This is a genomic window from Paraburkholderia sp. J63 (assembly GCF_905220245.1).
In the GTDB taxonomy this organism is placed as follows: domain Bacteria; phylum Pseudomonadota; class Gammaproteobacteria; order Burkholderiales; family Burkholderiaceae; genus Paraburkholderia.
This window is the reverse complement of the sequence record NZ_CAJMZF010000239.1, coordinates 1-231: the sequence shown is the minus strand read 5'-3', so window position 1 is coordinate 231 and position 231 is coordinate 1. Positions and strand designations below refer to the sequence as shown.

Sequence of the window (231 nt, the reverse complement as noted above, 5' to 3'; positions counted from 1 at the left end):
GCCGCCGAACTCTTTCTGCGCGCGGGCGCCTCGGTCGCGATCTGCGGTCGCGACAACGACCGTCTCGCACGCGCCGGGCGCGAATTGCGCGAGCGCCATCCGCAGGCGCAACTGCTGGCCGCGCGCTGCGACGTGCTCGATGCCGCCGACGTTGCCGCGTTCGCGGGCGAAGTCGAAAAGCGCTTTGGCCGCGCCGACATGCTCGTGAACAACGCAGGCCAGGGCCGCGTT

Annotated in this window: 1 protein-coding gene; it reads left to right on the top strand. The window is 71.4% G+C overall.

All coding sequences use genetic code 11. From position 1 onward, the window contains the following. The coding region (locus U5775_RS39345; RefSeq protein ID WP_322063487.1) for an SDR family NAD(P)-dependent oxidoreductase at window positions 1-231 on the top strand (231 nt) is incomplete at both ends.